The sequence below is a fragment of the Phreatobacter sp. AB_2022a genome, from assembly GCF_026847585.1.
GTDB lineage: Bacteria > Pseudomonadota > Alphaproteobacteria > Rhizobiales > Phreatobacteraceae > Phreatobacter.
This window is the reverse complement of record NZ_JAPSET010000012.1, coordinates 73777-88496: the sequence shown is the minus strand read 5'-3', so window position 1 is coordinate 88496 and position 14720 is coordinate 73777. Positions and strand designations below refer to the sequence as shown.

Here is a 14720-nt window from a genome sequence, read left to right as displayed (position 1 = left end):
GGCCCATTTACCGACGGTTAACCATGATGGGCCAATGTTGCTCCGCAACAGGATCGGAGACGACCATGGCTATCGGGCAGGTGGGTGCGCCGGGTGCCGGCGCCGCGGCGCCGGTCGGCCCGTCCGCGGGAGGCGCCGCGGGCGGCGCGCGCAATGCCGCGCCGCAGCGGCTCGCCAGCACCGACGTCCGCGTGACCCTGTCGCCGGCAGCCCGCCAGCATCTCTCCCGGGTCGAGGGTTTCGTCGCCACGATCGGCACGCCGAAACAGCCGAAGAGCATGGAAAAGCCCGGCGGCAATATCGATCTCAGGATCTGACGGGCCGGACGGCCCGCCCCTCCCACGCAGGATCGCAGCGGCGCTCCTCCGGCCTCTCAGGCCGACAGGCGCTCGAGTTCGGCCAGGATCGCGTCGCCCATCGCGGCCGTGCCGACCACGTGGGTGTTGTCCGACTGGATGTCGGCCGTGCGCAGGCCGGCGGCCAGCACGTTGGTGATCGCCTTGTCGAGCAGGTCGGCGGCCGCGATCGCCTTGAACGAATAGCGCAGCGCCATCGAGAAGGACGAGACGGTCGCGATCGGGTTGGCGATGCCCTTGCCGGCAATGTCGGGGGCCGAACCGTGCACGGGCTCGTAGAGCGCCTTGCGCTTGCCGGTCGCCGGATCCTCGGCGCCGAGCGAGGCCGACGGCAGCATGCCGAGCGAGCCGGTGAGCATGGCGGCGATGTCGGAGAGGATGTCGCCGAACAGGTTGTCGGTGACCAGCACGTCGTACTGCTTGGGCCGGCGCACCAGCTGCATGGCGCAATTGTCGGCGAGGACATGTTCGAGCTCGACATCGGCGAACTCGGCCTTGTGTACGCGCGTCACGACCTGCTTCCACAGGACGCCCGACTTCATGACATTGTGCTTCTCGGCCGACGACACCTTGTTGCGCCGGGTCTTGGCAAGTTCGAAGGCGACGCGGGTGATCCGCTCGATCTCGCCGGTCGTGTAGAGCTGGGTGTCGACGGCGCGCTGCGAGCCGTCCTCCAGCGTCACGATCTCCTTGGGCTCGCCGAAATAGACGCCGCCGGTCAGCTCGCGCACGATGAGGATGTCGAGGCCTTCGACCACTTCCGGCTTCAGCGACGAGGCCGCTGCGAGCGCCGGGAAGCAGATCGCCGGCCGGAGATTGGCGAACAGGCCGAGATCGCGGCGCAGCCTGAGCAGGCCCGCTTCCGGGCGCTTGGAATAGGGCACATCGGCCCATTTCGGTCCGCCGACCGCACCGAACAGCACCGCGTCGGCCGCCTGGGCCAGGGCCATGTCGGCATTGGAAATGGACTCGCCATGGGCGTCATAGGCCGAGCCGCCGACCAGGCCGCGCTCGATCTCGAACGCGGCGACACCCCGGCGGGTGAACCAGCCGACGATCTTCTCGACTTCGCCCATCACCTCGGGACCGATGCCGTCGCCGGGCAGGACGAGAAGCTTTTGCGTGGCCATGACTGTCTTCCATTGTTGGCAGGCCCGGCGGCTTTAGCGTGCCTCACGGCTCCGGCGCAAGATGCCAAAATGCCGGGCCGCCCGAACGAAAAAGGCGCACCCGGCCACGCCGGATGCGCCTTTGAGATCTTGAGCCGCAGCCCCCGATTATTCGGCGGTCGACTTCTCGGTGCTGGTCTCCGCCGCGGTTTCTTCGCTCGCGCTGATCCGCGGGGTGCGCCGCCGCCGCGGCTTCGGCGCCAGAGCCGGCTCTTCCGCCACCGCCTGGGCCGCCACCGGGGCGGTGCCGCCGCCAGTGATGAAGGCCGGCAGGCCGATATTCACATCCTCCTCGCGCGGCGCCGGAGCCGGCGCTGCGGCCGGAGCCGGCGGGCCGTCCTGGGCCTGAACCGGCGCCTGGCCTTCGCCTTCCGGCGCACCGTCACGGCGGCTGCGCTCGGCGAAACGCTCGGCGCGGCGGCGCTCGAAGCGCTCGCGGCGGCTCTCGTAGGGCCGCCCCTCGGGGCGGCCGCCCTCGCGCGCGACGCCGCCCTCACCATCGCCCTGGCCACCGGCAATGTCGGGCTGCTCGGCATTGGCCGGGTCACCCTGGAAGCGCTGGCGGTCCTGGAAACGCTGGCGATCCGGGAACCGGTCGCCACGGCCCTGGCCCTGGAAATCCCGGCGCTCGCCCTGGTAGTCGCGGCCCTGCTCGCGGAATTCCCGGTTCTGGCCCTGGAAATCGCGGTTCTGACCTTGATAGTCGCGGTTCTGACCGCCGCCCTGCTGGCCTTGCGGCTGGCCGTGCTGCTCCTGGCGGGTCTGCAGCGGCGATTCGAAGCGCTTGTCGAAGGGGCTGGCGAACTCGTCGTCGTCCTCCCCCTCGTCGCCCTCGTCCTCGCTCGCCGGCTGGCCATCCTGCCGGCCGAAGGAGTTCTGCTGGCGCAGCGCCTCCTGGGCGGCCGCGATGATGCGGAAATAGTGCTCGGCGTGCTGCAGGTAATTCTCCGCCGCGACCGGATCGCCCGAGGAATGGGCGTCGCGCGCGAGCTGCAGGTATTTTTCGGCGATATGCTGCGCAGTGCCGCGGATTTTCACGTCCGGCCCGTTCGACTCATATCCGCGCGAGAGCGGATTCGGGCCCTTGCCGCCGCGATTGTTGCGGCCGCGCATGCGCTTGTTGTTGCCGTTTCTCATGTCGGTCCTTCTTCGACCTGGACTGGCCGCCCCATACACGCGGTGCGGCCTGATTCCGGAGCCGCTGCCGACAGAGACCACAGGCCGTCAAGGCCCGGTCCTGCCGCACGCGCGGCGTTCTTCGATCCTGCAGGTGACCGGCGCGGACACTTGGCCCGGCCTGCTTCGCTGTCGTCTTGCGAAGTCCCTTCTCGGGTTCGGCTCGTGACGCCCCTCGCGTCGCGTGTCCGAAGTTTCGACCCCACCAGATCTGTTTGATATCTCTGGCCGATGCGCGGATTTTACCCGGACCGCACCGATTCCCATGGCCTCAAGCTAGCCGGTCCTTCCGCCGATTCCAAGCGGTTTCTGCTGCAATGTCGTCATCAAGGCGAGGGGTTACCCCTTAACTGGTGCACCGCATCGACCTTCGCAAGCACATCGGCGGGCAAAATCCGTGTCCCCGCATCGATCGCGATCTTCAGCTGCTCGAGCGAGGTCGCCCCGATGATCGTCGAGGTGACGAAGCTGCGGCTGGCGACAAAGGCGATGGCCAGCGTCGCGCCATCCATGCCGGCCTCGCGGGCGATGCCGAGATAATCCCTGATCGCCGCCTCCGCGCCCGGCTTCTGGTAGCGCTGCTGGCGGTCGAACAGCGTGACGCGCGCGCCCGGCGGCCGCGCGCCATCGAGATATTTGCCGGTCAGGAAGCCCTGCGCCAGCGGCGAATAGGCGAGCAGGCCCACCTGCTCGCGCAGCGCGACCTCGGCCAGGGCCGTCTCGAAGGTGCGGTTCAGCAGATGATAGGCGTTCTGCACCGACTGCACCCGCGGATGGCCGTGCCGGTCGCTCGCGGCGAGGAACGACATGATGCCCCAGGCGCTTTCGTTGGAGAGGCCGATATGGCGGACCTTGCCGGCGGCAACGAAGTCGGCCAGCACGGAAAGCTGTTCGGCGATCGGGGTCTCGTCGGGGCGCGGCGCCCACAGATCCGCCTCGAACCGGGTCGGATTGGCGCCGAACGGCGCCGGCCGGTCCGGCCAATGCAGCTGGTAGAGATCGATATAGTCGGTGCCGAGCCGCTTCAGGCTGTTGTCGAGCGCCTCGGTCATTTGCCGGCGGTCGAGCCGGGTCGGCCGCCGGTCGGCGCGCAGCCAGTCCATCGGGCCGGCGCCGGCGATCTTGGTCGCGATCACGATATCGTCACGTCGGCCGCGCCGCTTGAGCCACGACCCGACGATTCGTTCGGTCGCGCCGTAGGTTTCCGGCTTTGGCGGCACCGAATACATTTCGGCCGTATCGAAGAAAGTGACGCCGCGCGACACGGCGTAGTCCATCTGGGCGTGGCCTTCCGCCTCGCTGTTCTGCTGGCCGAAGGTCATGGTGCCGAGGCAGATGGCGGAAACCTTGAGACCGGTGCGGCCGAGAGGGCGGGTCTGCATGAAGGGCCGTTCTTTCGATGAGGATGGGCGTGGTTAGCCGCATTTTCGCGCCGGCGCTGTGGCATCGCCGCAACCCGCGGGCGGAAAATGCAGGCGGCAAGCCTTTGCCGGGCCCTAGCCGCCGCTGGATCGCGCCTGGGCGATCAGGTCCTCGACCTTCGGCAGGATGCGCTCGACCATGACGCCGACGCCGCGCGCGTTCGGATGCATGCCGTCGGGCAGGGTCATGCCCGCCACGGTCATCACCCCTTCGAGAAAGAACGGATCGAGGATCAGCCCGTATTTCGCCGCCAGTTCGGGAAAGATCGGATTGAACGCCTCGGCATAGGCCGCGCCCATATTGGGCGGGGCGAGCATGCCGGCGAGGAGGATCGGGATCCGCCGCGCCTTCAGCCGCTCGATGATCGCCTCCAGGTTGCGCCGGGTGATGGCCGGGTCGATGCCGCGCAGCGCGTCATTGCCGCCGAGCTCCAGGATCACCGCGTCGGTGCCTTCGCCCACCGACCAGTCGAGCCGCTCGAGGCCGCCCGTCGAGGTGTCCCCGGAGACGCCGGCATTGTCCACCTGGACGGCCTGTCCACGCGCCTTCAACGCCGCCTGCAGCCTGGCCGGGAAGGCGTCGGCGGCCGGCAGCTGATAGCCCGCGCTGAGGCTGTCGCCGAGCACGACGATGCGCACCTCACGCCCCGGCGCGCCCGCCGTCTGTGCGGCAGTCTGCCACAGGCCGGCCAGCGACAGTCCGGCAACCAACAACGAAGTGAACAGGCCGCGCATGCTATTGCCTCTTTCAAAGCCGGCTGAGACCGCCATCTAAGAGTCTTCATTGACCGCCGCAATCGCCGAGCCCCGTTGACGTGCCAGACGATGTGACAGACGACGTGACCATGGATGCCCTGACACCCTCATCGCTCACCACACGCCGGTCGATCAGCCTGCAGCATGTCGATCTCTCGCTCGGCCGCGGGGCCTCGCGCGTCCACATCCTGAAAGACCTGACGCTGTCGATCGCCGCAGGCGAGAGCGTCGGGCTGGTCGGCCCGTCCGGCTCGGGCAAGTCGACGCTGCTGATGGTCATGGCGGGATTGGAACGGCCCGATTCGGGCGCGGTCATGGTCGCCGGCGAAGACATTACGCGTTTCGACGAGGACGGCCTTGCCCGTTTCCGCGGCCGCCATGTCGGCATCGTCTTCCAGTCGTTTCACCTCATCCCGACCATGACGGCGCTGGAGAACGTGGCGGTGCCGCTGGAGCTGGCGGGCGACGGCGAAGCCTTCGACAAGGCGGCAGCCGAGCTCGAGGCGGTCGGCCTCGGCTCCCGCCTCAATCACTATCCCGCGCAGATGTCGGGCGGCGAGCAGCAGCGCACGGCGCTGGCGCGTGCCCTGTCGGTCAGGCCGGAGATCCTGTTCGCCGACGAGCCCACCGGCAATCTCGACGAGGGCATAGGCCGCCACATCATCGACCTGATGTTCGCCAAGCAGGCCGAGCGCGGCACCACCCTGGTGCTGGTGACCCATGACCGCGGCCTGGCGGAGCGCTGCGACCGCGTGGTGCGGCTACGCTCCGGCACCATCGTCGAGGATGTCAGGCCGGCGGAGCGGGTGGGATGACGAGCTTCGTCGCCCGTCCCTCGCGCCTGCCCACGCCCATCCGCCTCGGCCTGCGCGAACTGCGCGGCGGCGTCAGGGGCTTCGGCATCTTCCTGGCCTGCATCGCGCTCGGCGTGACCGCGATTGCCGGCGTCGGATCGTTCTCGCGCGGCCTCGTCGAAGGCCTGCATCGCGAGGGCCGTGCCATTCTGGGCGCCGACGTCTCATTCCAAGTCATGCACCAGGAACTGCCGCCGGCCATCGTCGCGGCCATCGCCCGCAACGGCACGCTCGCCACCATGGCGACGACGCGCGCCATGGCACGCACCGACGGCGGCTCGGCGCTGGTCGAGCTGAAGGCCGTAGATCCCGTGCTCTACCCCCTGATCGGCAGCCTGGAGAGCGAGCCGTCCGGCAGCACGGCCGACCTGCTGGCGGAGACCGGCGGCCGGCCCGGCGTGCTGGTGGAGCCAGCCCTGCTCGCGCGCCTCAACCTCAAGGCCGGGGACCAGTTCATCCTCGGCGACCTGCCCGTCACCATTCGCGGCGTGATCCGCCAGGAGCCCGACCGGCTCGCCGGCGGCGTCGGCTTCGGGCCGCGCCTGATGATCTCGCTCGACGGCTTTCGCAAGACCGGCCTGATCCAGCCGGGCTCGCTGATCCGCTGGCTCTATCAGCTCCGCCTCGATGGCCGGCTGGCCGGCGATTCGGATGTCCGCCGGGTCGTCGCCGACATGCGCGAGCGCTTTCCGGAAGCCGGCTTCGAAGTGCGCACGCGCATGAACGCCTCGCCCCAGCTCGCCAACCAGGTCCAGCGCTTCTCGCAGTTCCTCACCCTGGTCGGGCTGACCGCACTGCTCGTCGGCGGCGTCGGGGTGGCCAATGCGGTGGCGAGCCTCATCGACCGCAAGCGCAATGATTTCGCCACCCTCAAGGCGCTCGGCGCGACCGGCGGCCTGGTCTTTTCCATCACGCTCACCCAGATCGGCGGCCTCGCCCTGATCGGCACGCTGATCGGCCTCGTCCTCGGCGCGGCGCTGCCCTATGCCATCGTCTCGCTGGCCGGTACGCTCATTCCGATCCCGATCGCCGCCGACATCTATCCCGGCGAGCTCCTGGTCGCAGCCGGCTACGGTCTCCTCGTCGCCCTCGCCTTCACCCTCTGGCCGCTGGGCCGCGCCCACGACGTGCCGGTGGCCGCGCTGTTTCGCGACACGGTCGACAGCGACGGCCGGCTGCCCCGCAAGCGTTATGTCGCCATGACGGTCGCCGCCCTCGGCGGCCTGGTCGCGCTGGCGGTCGCGGTCGCCTTCAACCCGCGCCTCGCGCTGATGTTCATTGCCGGGGCCGCCGGCGCCTTCGTCATCCTGCGGCTCGTCGCCCATGGCCTGATGGCGCTGGCGCGCCGCCTGCCGCGGCCCCGCCATACCGGCCTGCGCCTCGCCCTCGGCAATCTCCACCGGCCCGGCGCCCTGACGCCGGCGGTGGTGCTGTCCCTCGGCCTCGGCCTGACCCTGCTCGCGGTCATCGCACTCGTCGATTCCAGCTTCCGCCGCCAGATCGAGACGGCCCTGCCGGAGCGGGCGCCGTCCTTCTTCTTCGTCGACATCGCCAATTCCGAGGTGCCGCGCTTCGACGCCTTCATTGCCGAGCATGCGCCGGGGGCCGTCCTCGACCGCGTGCCCATGCTGCGCGGCCGCTTCGTCCGGCTCGGCGGCCGGCCGGTCGAGGAGATCCGGGCCCGCGACGAGATCCGCTGGGCGCTGTCGGGCGATCGCGGCATCACCTATTCGACGGATGTACCGAAGAATTCGCATGTCGTCGAAGGCGCATGGTGGCCGGCGGACTATGCCGGGCCGCCGCTGGTCTCCTTCGACGAGCGGATGGGCGCGGGTTTCGGCCTCAAGCTCGGCGACGAGGTCGTGGTCAATGTGCTCGGCCGCAACATGACCGCGCGGATCGCCAATTTCCGGCGCATCCAGTGGGACAATCTCGGCATCAACTTCATCGTCGTGTTCTCGCCCAACACGTTCCGCGGGGCGCCCCACAGCCATCTGGCCACCCTCACCTATCCCCGCCAGCAGTCGACCGCGGCGGAGATCCAGCTGCTGCAGGCGGTGGCCGGCGCCTTTCCGGCGGTGACCACCGTCAGGGTCAAGGATGCGCTGGAGGCGGTGGGCGAGCTTGCGACCCAGATCGGCACCGCCATTCGCGGCGCGAGCGTCGTGACCCTGATCGCCTCCATCCTGGTGCTGGCCGGGGCGCTCGCCGCCGGCCATCGCGCGCGTGTCTATGACGCGGTGATCCTGAAGACGCTGGGGGCCAGCCGCGCCATGCTGATCGGCACCTATGCAATCGAATACGCCGTGCTCGGTCTGGTCACCGCGCTGTTCGGCATCGTCGCCGGCAGTCTCGCCGCCTATCTGATCACCACCGAAGTCATGACCATTCCTTTCACCTTCTCGGCCACGGCGGCGATCGGCATCGTCGGTCTTGCCGTCATCTTGACCGTCGGCTTCGGCCTCTTCGGAACCTGGCGCGCGCTTGGAGAAAAACCTGCTCCCGTCCTGCGCAACATGTGAGCGTTACATATAGCTGTCATGATTAATGCTCGTCCGGGGCGCCGCGAGACGCTCGGAAATTGCGACAAAGGGCCGCGCTGGGAGCGGTTTTTCTGGCCGCGTCATCGTGAGCACTTGTGCCGCCCTGCCCGTCCGCCATATTTTAGCGTCCAAGGCAGCTATGCCTGCGCCGTCCACGTCCTGAGGGAAAACCCAGAGGTTCATCGATGACCAATTACGATCCCAACGCCCAGGCCTATGGTGGCTATGGTTATGGCCAGGCCACGGCCGCCCAGCAGGCCCAGGTCGACCAGGGCCTGCGGTCGTACATGATCGGCGTCTACAACTACATGATGCTCGGCCTGGCCATCACCGGCTTCGCCGCGCTCGGCATCTACATGCTGTCGGTGACCGGCGACGCCTCGCTCGCGGCACGCGGTGCCCGCGGCGGCGCGCTGGCCGTTTCGCAGGGCCAGTATCTGACCCAGTTCGGCGCCTTCCTGTTCGCCAGCTGGTTCAAGTTCGTCGTCATCCTGGCGCCGCTCGGCGTCGTGATGCTGCTGTCGTTCCGCGCCGACCGGATGAGCGCCTCGGCCGCGCAGATGACCTTCTGGGTCTATGCCGCCCTGGTCGGCGTGTCGCTGACGACCATCCTGCTGGTCTATGCGCACACCTCGGTCGCCCGCGTGTTCTTCATCACGGCCGCCTCGTTCGGCGCGCTGTCGCTCTGGGGCTACACCACCAAGCGCGACCTGTCCGGCATGGGCACCTTCCTGATGATGGGCCTGTTCGGCCTGATCATCGCCTCGCTCGTCAATATCGGCATCGCCGCCTTCACCGGCACGGCCTCGACCATGCTGCAGTGGATCATCTCGGTGGTCGGCGTTCTCGTCTTCGCGGGCCTGACCGCCTACGACACGCAGAACATCAAGAACGAGTACATCTACAGCCTTGCCTATGCCAATGATGGCTCGCTGGTGCAGAAGGCCGCCATCTTCGGCGCCCTCCAGCTCTACATCGACTTCGTCGGCATGTTCCAGTTCCTGATGTCGATCCTCGGCAACCGCGAGTAATCGCGCCAGGATCGCCCTCGCAGTGGACGATCAGCCCCCGGCCTTCCCAGGCCGGGGGCTTTTTCATGTGCAGGTCGTTCCCCTCCCACGGGGCAGCGCCATTTCCGTGACGCCGGCACGCACGCTATATTGCAAATCGAAGGGACCGCCTGTACAAGGCGGCGCGTGTCGCCGCGGTAGCTCAGCTGGTAGAGCAACGCATTCGTAATGCGTGGGTCGGGGGTTCGAATCCCTTCCGCGGCACCATTTCCCGCAATGTCCGACCGAGTTGCCCGGGCCGATCTCGTGATCCCCGGCCGGCCTGGATGCGGCAGCCGCACGGGTCTCCCAGCCGCGCCGCGGCACCTCCCGCGACCGCCGACGTCCCTTCCCTACCGGCAAATGCCAGTGCCCCGCCTTTCCATGCTCTGCTAGCGTGCTTGCCGGGGACCATGAGCGCCCCGGCCGCACGGCGACCGAACGGTTCACCCGGACGGAGGACAAATGGCGGACGAGGACGTCGCGGACCTGATCTACGAAGCCGCCTTCAATCCCGATCAATGGGTGCCCGTGCTCGACGGCCTCGGCCATATCAGCCGGACGATCGGAGGCTGCATGGCGCTGATCAACGGCTACGAGCCGCTCGGCGCGAAAAACAGCGAGGCGACGCGCGCGCTCGGCGAGGAGATGACCCGCAATCCCGACCCGGCCTCGCTTCGCCGTTTCGGATATTTCCACGCCAATGCACCGCCGGGCTTCATCGTCGCATCGGCCTTCTTTCCGAGAGAGCTGCAAGACGCCGATCCCGTCGTGCGCATCAAGCTCATGCGAGGCCTGGCCGAAGAGGCCGCGACGATCATCGCCCTGCCCTCGGGCGAAACCGCCGTCTTCTCGCTCGACCGCCGGAGCGAGAACGGGCCGTTCCTCGCCGAGGAGATCGCGCGCCTCGATGGGCTCCGCCCGCATCTCGCCCGCGCCTCCCTGGTGTCGGCCAGGCTGCGCATGGAGCGGGCGCGGGCGGCCGTCTCGACCCTGCAGGCACTCGGCATACCGGCCGCCGTGCTTGCCCGCTCGGGCCGGGTCCTCGCCGGCAACGAGGAGCTCGAGCGCATCACCGACCGGCTGATGCCCGTCGCCTTCGGCGGCATGGCCATTGCCCATGCGCCGGCCAACAGACTGTTCCAGGAGGCGATCAAGCTCTCGGACCGGACCCATGACGGCATCGTCCGCTCGATCCCGGTGCCGGCGCAGGAGGGCGCGCCCGCCCTCGTCGTCCATGTCCTGCCGCTGAAACGCTCGGCCCACGACATCTTTTCCGGCGCCGACGTCCTGGTCGCGGCGACCGTGGTCGGCGCGGACCAGGGCGTGCCGTCACCGGGCATCCTCACCGGCCTGTTCGACCTGACTCCGGCCGAGGCGCGGCTCGCCTCGGCGCTCACCAGCGGCATGCCGCTGAAGGCCGCCGCCGCCGCCGGCGGCATCAGGTTCACGACCGCCCGGGCCTATCTCGAGAAGATCTTCCGCAAGACCGGCACCAACCAGCAGAGCCAGCTCGTGGCGCTCCTGAAAACCGTCCACGGCGCTCTGCCGCCCGCGAATCCGGGCTGACGCGGGGCCCGTCCAGTGCATCGACCGCCGGGGTCGTCGAACCGGGATTACGGACGACGGGCGGTGCTGTGACCAGACAGGCCGCGCCGGCCGGATGGGAGGCTGAATGGCTGAGAACGCGGTAGCCGACCTGATCTACGAAGCCGCCTTCAATCCCGACCAGTGGCTGCCCGTCCTGGATAGGCTCGGCGATGTCGGCGGCGCGGCGGGCGGCTGCATCGCGCTGGTCAACGGCCAGCGGCTGCTCGGCCTCAGGAACAGCGAGATCATCCGCCGGATCGGCGGCGATCTCGCGCGCAATCCCGATCCCCGTACATTTCGCCGCCTCGACTACCTCCGTCCCGATCCGCCCCCGGGCTTCATCGTCACGTCGACCTTCTTTCCGCAGGACATCCTCGACACCGACCCTTTCATCCATATCAAGCAGACGCATGGCCTGGCGGAGGAGGCGGCGACCTACATCCCCCTGCCATCGGGCGAGCTGGCCATGGTGTCCCTCGACCGCCGAACGGAGAACGGCCCGTTCCTCGCCGCGGAGATCGCGCGCCTCGACGCGCTCCGCCCGCATCTCGCCCGCGCGTCCCTGGTCTCCGCCCGGCTGCGCATGGAGCAGGCGCGGGCGACCGTCTCGACCTTGCAGGCGCTCGGCATACCTGCCGCCGTGCTTGCGCGGTCGGGCCGGGTTCTGGCCGGCAACGACGAGCTCGAACGCATTGCCGACCGGCTGGTGCCGGTCGCCTTCGGCGGCATGGCCATTGCCCACCCATCGGCCAACAGGCTGTTCCAGGACGCGGTCAGGCTGTCGCACCGGACCGATGACGACATCGTCCGCTCGATCCCGGTCCCCGCCGCGGACGACGCGCCCGCCCTGGTCGTCCACATCCTGCCGCTGAAGCGTTCGGCCCACGACATCTTTTCCGGCGCCGACGTCCTGGTCGCGGTGTCGGTGGTCGGCGCGGATCAGGGCATTCCTTCGCCCGCCGTGCTCGCTGGCCTGTTCGACCTGACGCCGGCCGAGGCGCGGCTCGCCGCAGCGCTCACCAGCGGCACGCCGCTGAAAGCCGCCGCCGCGGCCAACGGCATCAAGTTCACGACCGCCAGATCCTATCTCGAAAAGATCTTCCGCAAGACCGGCACCAACCAGCAGAGCCAGCTGGTGACGCTGCTCAAGACCGTCCGCGGCGCGCTGCCGCGACCGGCCGCCTGACGATCGCGCCCGGCCTCACGGCCGGCCTTTGCCGCGGCGGGGCGTGATCACGATCATCAGCACACCGACCAGCACCACCGCCGTGCCCGCCGCCATGCGCCCGTCGAACCGGTCGCCGAGCAGCACCACGCCGAGCCCGATGGCCATGAGCGGGCACATCAGCGTCAGCGTCGAGATCAGGTTCGCCTCGTATTTCTGGACGAGCCGGAAGAACAGCGAATGACCGGCGAGCGAAACCGCCAGCGCCGCATAGACGACGGTGGCGACGAACCACCAGCCCGCGTCCAGCGCCAGCCTCACCTGCCCCGTTTCGAGCATGGCCGAGGCGATGCCGAGCGGCACGGCCGAGGCGAGCCCGACCCAGGCCTGGAACTGGAACGGCTGGACGCTGCCGAGCTGCTTCACCAGCACGATGCCCAGCGCCGAGGCGAAGGCGCTCAGCAGAACGAAGATGAGGCCGTAGGAGAGCGACAGGCCGCTCGGGTTCCACATCACGGCCATGGCCCCCGAAAAGGCGAGCGCTATGCCGATGCCCCTGCGCCAGCTGATGCGCTCGCCGAGCATGACGACCGACAGCAGGGCGGTGATCGGCACGCCGAGCTGGGTGACGACCGCCGCGCTCGACGGGCTCGCCGTCAGAAGGCCGATGCTGACGAGGCCGAAACCGCCCGCCCCCATCAGGAGGCCGACGGCCAGCATGCGCCAGCGCGGTCGCGGCATGGGCAGAAGCCACGGCAGGGTCGCGAGCAGGACCAGGGCGAACCGCACCGCCGAGAAGAACAGCGGCGGGGTATGCAGCTCGGTCAGCGCGATCTTGGAAATGATGAAGTTGGACGCCCAGGTCAGGCAGACGAAGACCAGGATGGCGAAGTCGCGCGGGAGCATGATCCTCGCCTAAGGGTCGGGGCGGGCGCGATCAACCGATCCGCCCGCGCCTCAGACATGCATGCGCCGGCCGCGCAGCCGGCATGAGCGGTCCTTAGCCGCCTGAAGGCCCGACGATCAGTTGAGCGTCTGCTGGTAGAGAAAGTCGATATAGGGCAAGGTCAGATAGGTCCGGCCCGGCGGCTGGGCGGCCATGGCGGCGCGGCCGCAGCCGGTGCTGGCCACCATGCCCGAGCGCCGGCACAGCGCTTCCGGGCTGTCGAGGAACCGCAGCCGCCCGCGGCGCTCGACGATCTCGGTCTTGCCGACCGTGCCGGTCTCCGCCGCCGGCGTGACGAGCACGGTGCAAAAGGTCACAAAGGCCGCGCCGAGGCCGGCAGCGACCAGAAAGACCAGGATGAGCCTCATCATCATCTCCTTCACGACGCGCCAACCTCTAAGGTGACGCAAGGGAAGGAAAGTAGACCCCGCATATGGGGCCAGACGATGGCAGGATCCGTTCAGGCGAGCGCAGGCCGGCGCACCGGGACGCCGCTATTCCTTGGCCGCGATCAGGCCGAAGATCAGATGCAGCGTCGCGGCGGCAAGGCCGAGAAACAGCACGTCCGTCACGGCCGGCGTCAACGGCACCTGGCCACCGAACAGCACGAGCGAGAGAACTACCGCCACCAGCCCCGAGACAGCGGTCGCAACCATTTGACGCCCCCATACAATCCCCGGCGGAGACAAGCCACGGCGACCCTTAATGTTTCGCCAAAAGACGACGGCGCGATGAAAAGATTCGCCGGCGATCCGGCTCACGCCCGATCCGGGCTGCGGCTGCCCGCCGCGGCGATCGCCATGCCGGCGAGCGCGGCGACGATCAGGGCGATCTGCGCGCCGATGGCCTCCCAGGAGCCGTTGTTGAGCCCATAGTCCACGACCCATTGCGGCACGACCGCCGGATGCACGTCGACATAGGCCTGCTCCTGGAACTCCTGCACGGCGCTGGCGACGAACCGCAGGCCCATGACGAAGAGGAACAGCGAGGTGAGGAGGAACAGCGGCCGCAGCGGCAACCGGAAGGCGATGACCTGCATGACGGCGAAGAGCACCGCCAGCAGCGCGATCGCGCCGGCGAGCCCGGCGAGGAGCGCAAGGCTCCAGCCGCCCGAACTCTTGGCCAGCGCATGCAGGAACAGGACGGTCTCGGCTCCCTCGCGGAACACCGCGAGAAAGGCGAGCAGAGCGAAGGAGAGCGCCGAGCCGGCGGCGACCGCCCGGCCCGCCGCGGCATTGAGATCGGCCTGCCAGCGTCGCGGGTCCTGCCGCAGGAACAGCCAGCCGCTCGCATAGAAGAGCAGGGCCGCGGCGGCCAGCATGACCACGCCTTCGACGGTGTCGTCATGGACGCCGCCGAACCAGGTCTCGAAAACATAGGCCGCGGCGAGGCTCGCGAGAATGGCGGCGAGCGCGCCCGAATAGAGCATGGCAAGCCGGTCGGCGGCACCCGCGCGGCGCAGGAAGGCGGCGAGCGCCGCCACCACGAGCAGTGCTTCCAGCCCCTCGCGCAGCAGGATGGCGCCGCTCTGCAGTGCGATCGACCAGGCGTTCATGGCGGACCTCGCATCTCCAGCCGGCCTCGCGGAACCGGCCTTCCGCGGCCGCTATAGACCATGACCCGTCTTTCCGGCATTCGCCAAATTACATAGATTTTACCGCGACTTAGGATAGCTCTAAACTGACAGGACGATGA

14 protein-coding genes and 1 tRNA gene are annotated in these 14720 nt (G+C 68.7%); 7 read left to right on the top strand and 8 right to left on the bottom strand.

Features of this window, described 5'->3' with window-relative positions:
- The first annotated feature begins 65 nt into the window (after positions 1-65).
- Positions 66-317, top strand: coding sequence for a hypothetical protein (locus OZ671_RS11050; protein ID WP_268860798.1), 252 nt, complete (start codon positions 66-68; stop codon positions 315-317).
- Between the two features lie 56 nt (positions 318-373).
- Here OZ671_RS11050 and leuB read toward each other — a convergent pair whose 3' ends face one another.
- The 4 genes from leuB to OZ671_RS11030 all read right to left on the bottom strand — a co-directional run bounded on the left by leuB (position 374) and on the right by OZ671_RS11030 (position 4857).
- Positions 374-1486, bottom strand: coding sequence for a 3-isopropylmalate dehydrogenase (gene leuB / locus OZ671_RS11045; protein WP_038303152.1), 1113 nt, complete (start codon positions 1484-1486; stop codon positions 374-376).
- A gap of 147 nt (positions 1487-1633) precedes the next feature.
- Positions 1634-2662, bottom strand: coding sequence for a DUF4167 domain-containing protein (locus OZ671_RS11040; RefSeq protein ID WP_268860797.1), 1029 nt, complete (start codon positions 2660-2662; stop codon positions 1634-1636).
- Positions 2663-3027: 365 nt separating this feature from the next.
- The gene (locus OZ671_RS11035) at positions 3028-4083 is read right to left on the bottom strand and encodes an aldo/keto reductase (protein WP_268860796.1); all 1056 of its coding nucleotides are present in this window, start codon (positions 4081-4083) and stop codon (positions 3028-3030) included.
- Between the two features lie 114 nt (positions 4084-4197).
- Positions 4198-4857 (bottom strand): arylesterase, encoded by a 660-nt coding sequence (locus OZ671_RS11030; RefSeq protein WP_268860795.1) that lies wholly within the window; start codon positions 4855-4857, stop codon positions 4198-4200.
- Positions 4858-4967: 110 nt separating this feature from the next.
- Between OZ671_RS11030 and OZ671_RS11025 the strand changes: the two genes are divergently transcribed.
- The 6 genes from OZ671_RS11025 to OZ671_RS11000 all read left to right on the top strand — a co-directional run bounded on the left by OZ671_RS11025 (position 4968) and on the right by OZ671_RS11000 (position 12100).
- On the top strand, positions 4968-5693 hold the full coding sequence (locus tag OZ671_RS11025; protein ID WP_038303161.1) for an ABC transporter ATP-binding protein: 726 nt from the start codon (positions 4968-4970) through the stop codon (positions 5691-5693).
- Positions 5690-8254: an ABC transporter permease gene (locus tag OZ671_RS11020; protein WP_268860794.1), complete on the top strand. Its 2565-nt coding sequence runs from the start codon at positions 5690-5692 to the stop codon at positions 8252-8254. Before OZ671_RS11025 ends, OZ671_RS11020 begins: the two co-directional genes overlap by 4 nt.
- 206 nt (positions 8255-8460) lie before the next feature.
- Positions 8461-9306 carry a Bax inhibitor-1/YccA family protein gene (locus OZ671_RS11015; RefSeq protein ID WP_268860793.1) on the top strand — a complete coding sequence of 282 codons (846 nt, stop codon included), beginning with the start codon at positions 8461-8463 and terminating at the stop codon, positions 9304-9306.
- Positions 9307-9476: 170 nt separating this feature from the next.
- Positions 9477-9552: transfer RNA gene (locus OZ671_RS11010), tRNA-Thr, on the top strand.
- 237 nt (positions 9553-9789) lie between these two features.
- Positions 9790-10893, top strand: a complete 1104-nt coding sequence (locus OZ671_RS11005) for a helix-turn-helix transcriptional regulator (protein WP_268860792.1) — start codon at positions 9790-9792, stop codon at positions 10891-10893.
- 106 nt (positions 10894-10999) lie between these two features.
- Positions 11000-12100 carry a helix-turn-helix transcriptional regulator gene (locus tag OZ671_RS11000; protein WP_268860791.1) on the top strand — a complete coding sequence of 367 codons (1101 nt, stop codon included), beginning with the start codon at positions 11000-11002 and terminating at the stop codon, positions 12098-12100.
- A 15-nt stretch (positions 12101-12115) separates the two neighbouring features.
- On the opposite strand, the gene OZ671_RS10995 is transcribed toward OZ671_RS11000, so the two are convergent.
- From OZ671_RS10995 to OZ671_RS10980, 4 genes are all read right to left on the bottom strand, one after another.
- Positions 12116-12985 carry a DMT family transporter gene (locus tag OZ671_RS10995; RefSeq protein ID WP_268860790.1) on the bottom strand — a complete coding sequence of 290 codons (870 nt, stop codon included), beginning with the start codon at positions 12983-12985 and terminating at the stop codon, positions 12116-12118.
- A 117-nt stretch (positions 12986-13102) separates the two neighbouring features.
- The gene (locus tag OZ671_RS10990; RefSeq protein ID WP_268860789.1) at positions 13103-13393 is read right to left on the bottom strand and encodes a hypothetical protein; all 291 of its coding nucleotides are present in this window, start codon (positions 13391-13393) and stop codon (positions 13103-13105) included.
- Between the two features lie 126 nt (positions 13394-13519).
- Positions 13520-13681, bottom strand: coding sequence for a hypothetical protein (locus tag OZ671_RS10985; protein WP_268860788.1), 162 nt, complete (start codon positions 13679-13681; stop codon positions 13520-13522).
- A 101-nt stretch (positions 13682-13782) separates the two neighbouring features.
- Entirely contained in the window at positions 13783-14580 is a 798-nt protein-coding gene (locus tag OZ671_RS10980) for an FTR1 family protein (protein WP_268860787.1), read from the bottom strand.
- Between the last annotated feature and the right edge of the window lie 140 nt (positions 14581-14720).